Origin of the sequence: Actinoallomurus acaciae (assembly GCF_042429965.1) — a bacterium.
Classification (GTDB): domain Bacteria; phylum Actinomycetota; class Actinomycetes; order Streptosporangiales; family Streptosporangiaceae; genus Actinoallomurus; species Actinoallomurus acaciae.
Genome location: NZ_JBHLZP010000450.1, coordinates 1 through 6,506, shown reverse-complemented (window position 1 = coordinate 6,506; position 6,506 = coordinate 1). Strand labels below are relative to the sequence as shown.

The window sequence follows — 6,506 nt, the reverse complement described above, 5'->3', positions numbered from 1 at the left end:
CCGTCGCGGGCGGCCCCGCCGCGCGCCACCACCGCCGTACCGTGCCGCCTCGCCGGGAGGCCCGGTCCGCCACCTCGGTCTTCAGCTCCGCCAGCAGCCTGTCCTCGAAGCTCATCGCAGTCCCTCCACGGCGACGGTCAAGCCGGCATCGGGGTCGCCGCGCAGGGATCGGCGGGCCCGGTGCAGCCGCACCCGGGCCGTGTTCTGCCGGATGCCCAGGACCGCGGCGGCCTCGCCCACGGTCAGCTCGTCGATCACCACCAGCTCCAGCACCGCGCGCTCGCTCGGGGGCAGGCCGGCCATCGCGGCCAGCAACCGACGGGCCGATCTCTCGGCGTCGATGCGGGCCTCGAGCCGGGACACGTCGTCCGTGTCGAGCAGGCGGCGGCCGGCGATCCGGCGTTCGAGCCTTCGCTGCCGTGCCTCCCGGCGCCGGTACGCCGCGAGCGTGTTGCGCGCCACGCCGTGCAGCCACTCGACCTCGGTGCCGCGGTCCGCGCGGTAGGTGTGCGCCGAGTCGATCACCGCGACGAACACGTCCGCGACGAGATCGGCGACCAGGTGCGGGTCGTCGACCCGGCGGGCCACGTATCGCGTGACCACGTCGATGTGACGCCGGTAGAACCTCTCGAACGCCTCGGGGTCGGTGGCGACCTCTGTCGGCGATGCGTGCCTGCCGCGCACTCGCCCGCCTCCTTCACCATTCCGCCGGATCACACAACTACTTGGTCATTGGCGTAGAAGTTCTTACATGCTAACTTTTACTTGCAGGAGCAAAAAATCGTTAGGAGGGCTTGGTGTCGACCGGTGACGAACTCGTGGAGGTGCTGGCGACGCTCGCCAACCCCCACCGCATGCGAGTCGTCGCGGCGCTGGCGCGTGAGCGCAACTACGTCAGCCGCCTGGCCCGTGAGCTGGGCATCAGCCGTGCGCTGCTCCAGGTGCACCTGCGGAAGCTGCAGGCGGCCGGGCTCGTGTCGGCCGAGATGGAGCTGTCCGCGGACGGGAAGGCGATGAAGTTCTACGAGGTGACCCCCTTCTCCATCCAGCTCACCCCGGAGGCCGTCGCGGCCGCCGTACTCACTCTCACCACACCCGAGATCGTCCAGCGCGGCGGCGAGGAGGAACCACCTAGATGAACGGGCATGCCTTGGCGGAGGTCGTCGGAGCCGCGGGGCTCTCCACAGTGATCGCCGTGACCATCTGGCAGGTCGCCGCCCTCTTGCGGACCAAGATCCTGGCGCCGCGCGAGGGCAGATACCACGAGCTCGCCGAGAACACGGCGGCCGTACAGGAGAGGACCGACCTTCAGCTCCGAGAGATCACCCTGGTCCTGGAGGACATGCGCGGGCGCCTGGCCTCGCTGGAACGGATCCTCAAAGAGGTCGAGTGAAGATCTGAAGGTCCTGGGCCGCCGAGCTGCAACTCGGCGGCCCAGGTAGCGAAGAAGCATCACCTCGCCCGAGGGCGAGTTCTCGTCGGATACCCCTTCGTGGAAAGGACAGCAGCTCATGCTGCGCATTGGCAAGTCGGCCGTACCGGAGGCCGCCCGGCGCGCCCCTCTGGTGGAGCGCGTCGCGGGATGGTCGGCGCGGCACCGTGCGCCCGCCATCATGGGCTGGTTCGCCCTGGTGATCTTCGCCGTGCTCTCCGGGGCACTGGTTCCGGGTCAGGGGGCCGGCGGCATCGATCCGGGCGAGTCGGGCCGGGCCGAACGGGTCCTGGGCGCCCAGCACGCCTACGTGCCGGTCCTGGAGAACGTGCTGATCCAGTCCCGTGCGAACGGACGGTTCGCCGACGACCCGGACCTGCGTCAGGCCACGCGGGACCTGGAGGCGGCGCTCCGGCGGACGCCCGGCACGGTGACGGGCCTCCGCTCGCCCCTGCACCCGGGCGGCGCCGCGCTGGTGTCGAAGGACGGCCGCTCCGGCCTGGTCACCTTCCAGCTCGCCGGACCGGACGACCGGGCGGACACGCAGTACGACGCCGTCGTCGGGGCGGTCGCGGAGGTGGCGGCGCGCCATCCGGGGGCGCGCGTGGCGCAGGCCGGGGACCGGAGTCTGAGCTCCGCGGTCGACGAGGGCATCAAGGGCGACTTCAAGCGGGCCGAGCACTTCTCGATGCCGATCACCGTGGTGATCCTGCTGGTGGTGTTCGGCTCGCTGATCGCGGCGGGGATCCCGCTGCTGCTGGCGCTCAGCACCGTCATCGGCGCCTTCGGCCTGTTGCAGGTGGTCGACCACTGGACCCCGATCAACAGCGCGACCCACTCCATGGTGTTGCTGATCGGCGTCGCGGTCGGCATCGACTATTCGCTCTTCTACCTGCGGCGAGAACGCGAGGAGCGCGCCGCCGGGCGCACCGTACGGGAGGCACTGCGGATCACCGCGCGCACCTCCGGGCACGTCATTCTCGTCTCGGGCCTGACGGTGATGCTCTGCATGACCGGGCTGCTGTTCAGCGGGCTGGCCGAGCTGCGGGGGCTGACGATCGGCGCGGTTCTCGTGGTCGGCCTCGCGATGATCGGCTCGGTGACCGTGCTGCCGGCGCTGCTGAGCCTGCTGGGCCGCTGGGTGGACCGGAGCCGGATCCCGTGGCTGGGCCGCCGGCGTACGGCCGCGGCGGAGTCACGGACCTGGGCGGCCGTCGCGCGGGTGGTCGTGCGACGGCCGCTCCTCTGGGGCGGAGCGGCGGTGCTCGTGCTGGTGGTCATGGCGCTGCCCGTGTTCGGCATCCGGCTGCAGGACGCGGCCGTGACCGACAGCCTGCCGCGCAGCGTGCCCGTCGTGGACGCCGCCGTCCGCATGCAGGAGGCGTTTCCGGGGACACCGTCTCCGGCCCGGGTGGTGGTGTGGGAGACGCGCGAGGGCGCGCTCGGCTCTCCCGGCGTTCGGCGGGCCGTCGACGACCTGCGGGTGCGGGTGGCCGCCGGCGACGGCGCGCTACGGGAGCCGATCGCCGAGGCGAGGGTCGGCCGGGCGCTGCTCCTGCGGGTGCCCCTGGCCGACTTCGGCAACGGCGAGACGGCCGTCCGCGCGCTGGACACGCTGCGGCACGAGTCCCTGCCCGCCGCGTTCGGACACGTGGACGGCGTGGAGTACGCGGTCGCCGGCAAGACCGCGCTGGCCCATGACTTCACCCGGCAGCTCTCCGGCCGCACGCCGCTCGTCTTCGGGTTCGTGCTCGTCCTGGCGTTCGTCCTGCTCGCCGTGGCGTTCCGCTCGGTCACCGTGCCGCTGGTCTCGATCGCCTTGAACCTGCTGTCGATCGGCGCCGCGTGCGGCGTGCTCGGCTGGGTGTTCCAGGGCGGTCACGGGGGCTCGCTGCTCGGCTTCACCTCCTACGGAGGGATCGTCGACTGGCTGCCGGTCTTCATGTTCGTCATCCTGTTCGGCCTGAGCATGGACTACCACATCTTCATCCTCAGCCGGATCCGCGAACGCCGGTCGGGAGGCGCCGGTCCGCGCGAGGCGATCGTCGGTGGCGTCGGCGCCAGCGCCGGCGTCGTGACCAGCGCCGCCGTCATCATGACCGCGGCCTTCAGCGTCTTCGTCGTGCTGACCGCGATCGAGTACAAGATGATGGGCGTCGGATTGTCCGTGGCCATTCTGATCGACGCCACCCTCGTACGCGGCGTGCTCCTCCCGGCCGCCCTGGCCCTGCTCGGCGACCGGGCGTGGGGAGGCCGATCCGGAGGAGTTCCGGACGGGCTCCGGGCGAGCCCGCTGAGCCCGGACAGGAGCGAAGCCCTCGGCTGAGAGGGGCTGGGTCGCCCCGGCGGGTGGGTTGCGGACCCGCCGGGGCGACCGCCTCTCCCGGCGGAGGGCCGGTTGGTCGCCGTCGTCTAGCGGACGGTCAGGTCCGCGGACCTGCCGCCGGCGACGATCTTGTACTGGCCGGGGATGACCGACCGAGTGGAAGAACCGTCGATGTCGCCCTGCGTCACGGCCAGGCGCGACAGCGGGAACGTCAGCGAGACGGTCGTGGACTGGCCGGCCCTGAGCGGCACGCGGGTGTAGGCGACCAGACGGTTCGGCGGGACGAGGATGCGGCTGACCGGCTGCTGGGCGAAGACCGGCACCACCATGTCACCGTCGCGCGACCCGGTGTTGGCGACCTTCACCGACACCTTCACCGTGCTGCCGCCCGACACCGAGACGCCGTTCACCGCGTACGAGGTGTAGGACAGGCCCGCGCCGAAGCCGAACAGCGGATCGTAGGACGAGCTGGTACCGGAGTTGGTGCCCGCCAGCTGCTGGTAGAACATCGGCTCGTCGCCGGCGACCTTCGGCCACGACACCGGCAGGCGGCCGCTCGGGTTCGCCTTGCCGAACAGGACGTTCGCCACCGCCGTACCGCCCTCGCTGCCCGGCAGCCAGGACATGAGCAGCTGCTTGGCGTCGGCGGCGCCGCCGAGGGCGAGAGGCCGCCCGGCCACGACCACCACGATCACCGGCTTGCCGGTGGCCTGTAGGTCGTCGACCAGCTTCTGCTGGTCGGCGGCCAGTTCGGGCGTCTCGTTGTCGTTGGCGCCCTCGGCGCCGGGCTTCTCGCCGACCACGACGACGGCCGCGTCCGCGCCCTTGGTCTGGTCGACCGCGTCTCCGGAGTCCTTGACCAGCTTGGCGTGGTCGCCGATGAGGTTCTTGATGCCCTGGTAGATCGTGACGCCCGGGTCGTCGACGCCGTCCGGGATGCCCTGCCAGCCGATCGTCCAGCCGCCGTCCTGGTTCGGGATGGAGTCGGCGCTGGGGCCGGTCACGACGACCTTGCCGAGGCCGGTCGACAGCGGCAGCACGTTCCCGTCGTTCTTCAGCAGCGTCTGGGACTCGGTGGCGGCCTGGACCGCGAGATCCTTGTCGGCGCCGAGCACGATGCCGTTCGCCTGGGAGGCGTCGACGTACGGGTGGTCGAACAGGCCGAGCTTGAACTTCAGCGTGAGGATCCGCGAGACGGCCTCGTCGATCCGCTGCTTGGAGACCTTGCCGCTCTTGACGTCGGAGATCAGCCCGTTGACGAAGCCGTCGACGCTGCCCGGCTGGATCATCGCCATGTCCACGCCCGCGTTGACCGCGATGGCCGCCGCGCCGGCGTACGAGTCACTGAGGTGGTACGCCGTCTGCAGGTTCTCGACGTCCTGCCAGTCGCTGACGACGACGCCCTTGAAGCCCCACTGGCGGCGCAGCAGGTCGGTGAGCAGGTAGTGCGACGCGTGCGCCGGGATCCCGTTGATCGAGCCGGAGTTCGCCATGAGGGTCAGCGCGCCGGCGTCGACGGCCGCCTTGTACGCCGGCAGGAACGTGTCCTGCAACTCGCGCTGGTCGATGTGCGCCTCGGTGCGGTCGTGGCCCGAGAACGGCGCGGAGTAGCCGGCGAAGTGCTTCACCGTGCCCGCGACCTGCCCCGTCTTCTGCAGGCCCTGGATCGTGGCGGCACCGAGCGAGCCCGCGAGGTACGGGTCCTCGGAGTAGGTCTCGTAGTAGCGGCCCCACCGCGTGTCACGGGAGATGTCCTCGACCGGGGCGAAGTCCCACTGCGGGCCGGTCGCCTTCACCGCGCGGGAGGTCGACTCGCCCATCTGCTCGGCGAGCCGTGGGTCCCAGGTCGCGCCGATGCCGACCTGCTGGGGGAACTTCGTCGCGCCGAGGACGTTGTTGTGCCCGTGCACGGCGTCCACGCCGTACACGATCGGGATGTGCAGCCGTGAGTGGTCGATCGCGTACTTCTGGATCGTGTTGACCATGTCCGCCCAGTCCTTGGGCGTGTTCTGCGGCGGCGTCTCCCCGCCGCCGGACAGCACCGAGCCGGCCTTCAGATCGACCAGGACGTGCTTCATGCACGAGTCGACGAGCGCGCCGCCGGCCCACTGGCAGTCGCCCTGCATGTTGAGGACCGCGGGCTGGGTCATCTGACCGACCTTCTCCTCCAGCGTCATGCGCTTGAGCAGGTCGGCCACGCGTGCGGGGACGGGGGCGTGCGGGTCCTGATAGCCGGACTGGGCGCTGGCGCCGGTCGCGCTCAACGCCAGTCCGGAGAGGACAAGGGTGACGGCCAGCCCGATATGGGCGGCTCTGGACCTCAGTCTCATGACGCGTGTCTCCAGGCGGGGGATCAAGAAGAGGCTCTGTGATCAAAGACCCAGCCGAAGATCAAATCAAGGCTTGAATTAAGTTTGGCCGAAGCCTGCCAGAATCGTTCAAGGGTTGAACGTGACCTGGAGGACGAGCGCCAGCGCGCCGAGCACCTCGGCGCGGTCGCCGAGGACCCCCGGCACGATCGACACCAGCGAGGCCGCGCTGGAGATCGCCGATCGGCTCACCGCCTCGGCCATCGGATCCAGCAGCAGGTCGCCGGCCCGTCCCAGGTCGCCGCCGACGACGACCCGCGTCGGGTTCAGCAGGTTGCAGAGGCTGGCCACGCCCGCGCCGACGTAACGGCCGGCGTCGCCGACGGCGCGGCGGCAGGGCGCGTCGCCGGCCAGGGCCAGCTCGACGATGCGCGCGGTG

Annotated in this window: 6 protein-coding genes; 3 read left to right on the top strand and 3 right to left on the bottom strand. The window is 70.9% G+C overall.

The genetic code is table 11. From position 1 onward, the window contains the following. Nucleotides 1-111 precede the first annotated feature (111 nt). Entirely contained in the window at nucleotides 112-684 is a 573-nt protein-coding gene (locus ACFFNX_RS38165) for an RNA polymerase sigma factor (RefSeq protein WP_378210969.1), read from the bottom strand. A gap of 113 nt (nucleotides 685-797) precedes the next feature. Between ACFFNX_RS38165 and ACFFNX_RS38160 the strand changes: the two genes are divergently transcribed. The 3 genes from ACFFNX_RS38160 (at nucleotide 798) to ACFFNX_RS38150 (ending at nucleotide 3,758) form a co-directional block, all read left to right on the top strand. Beyond that, nucleotides 798-1,139 (top strand): ArsR/SmtB family transcription factor, encoded by a 342-nt coding sequence (locus ACFFNX_RS38160; RefSeq protein ID WP_378210968.1) that lies wholly within the window; start codon nucleotides 798-800, stop codon nucleotides 1,137-1,139. Then, the gene (locus tag ACFFNX_RS38155; protein ID WP_378210967.1) at nucleotides 1,136-1,393 is read left to right on the top strand and encodes a hypothetical protein; all 258 of its coding nucleotides are present in this window, start codon (nucleotides 1,136-1,138) and stop codon (nucleotides 1,391-1,393) included. The genes ACFFNX_RS38160 and ACFFNX_RS38155 overlap by 4 nt, the downstream gene beginning before the upstream one ends. 118 nt (nucleotides 1,394-1,511) lie before the next feature. Continuing rightward, complete coding sequence (locus tag ACFFNX_RS38150; RefSeq protein WP_378210966.1) at nucleotides 1,512-3,758, top strand: MMPL family transporter; 2,247 nt, start codon at nucleotides 1,512-1,514, stop codon at nucleotides 3,756-3,758. A gap of 86 nt (nucleotides 3,759-3,844) precedes the next feature. Here ACFFNX_RS38150 and ACFFNX_RS38145 read toward each other — a convergent pair whose 3' ends face one another. Then, entirely contained in the window at nucleotides 3,845-6,088 is a 2,244-nt protein-coding gene (locus ACFFNX_RS38145) for a glycoside hydrolase family 3 N-terminal domain-containing protein (protein WP_378210964.1), read from the bottom strand. A gap of 108 nt (nucleotides 6,089-6,196) precedes the next feature. Further along, nucleotides 6,197-6,506 (bottom strand): ROK family protein (locus ACFFNX_RS38140; protein ID WP_378210963.1); only part of this gene is annotated, 310 nt, incomplete at its 5' end.

Excerpts from the sequence above, each read along its gene's own strand:
- ACFFNX_RS38150 (WP_378210966.1), top strand. The coding sequence starts at position 1,512 with ATGCTGCGCATTGGCAAGTCGGCCGTACCGGAGGCCGCCCGGCGCGCC.
- ACFFNX_RS38155 (WP_378210967.1), top strand. The coding sequence starts at position 1,136 with ATGAACGGGCATGCCTTGGCGGAGGTCGTCGGAGCCGCGGGGCTCTCC.
- ACFFNX_RS38145 (WP_378210964.1), bottom strand. The coding sequence starts at position 6,088 with ATGAGACTGAGGTCCAGAGCCGCCCATATCGGGCTGGCCGTCACCCTT.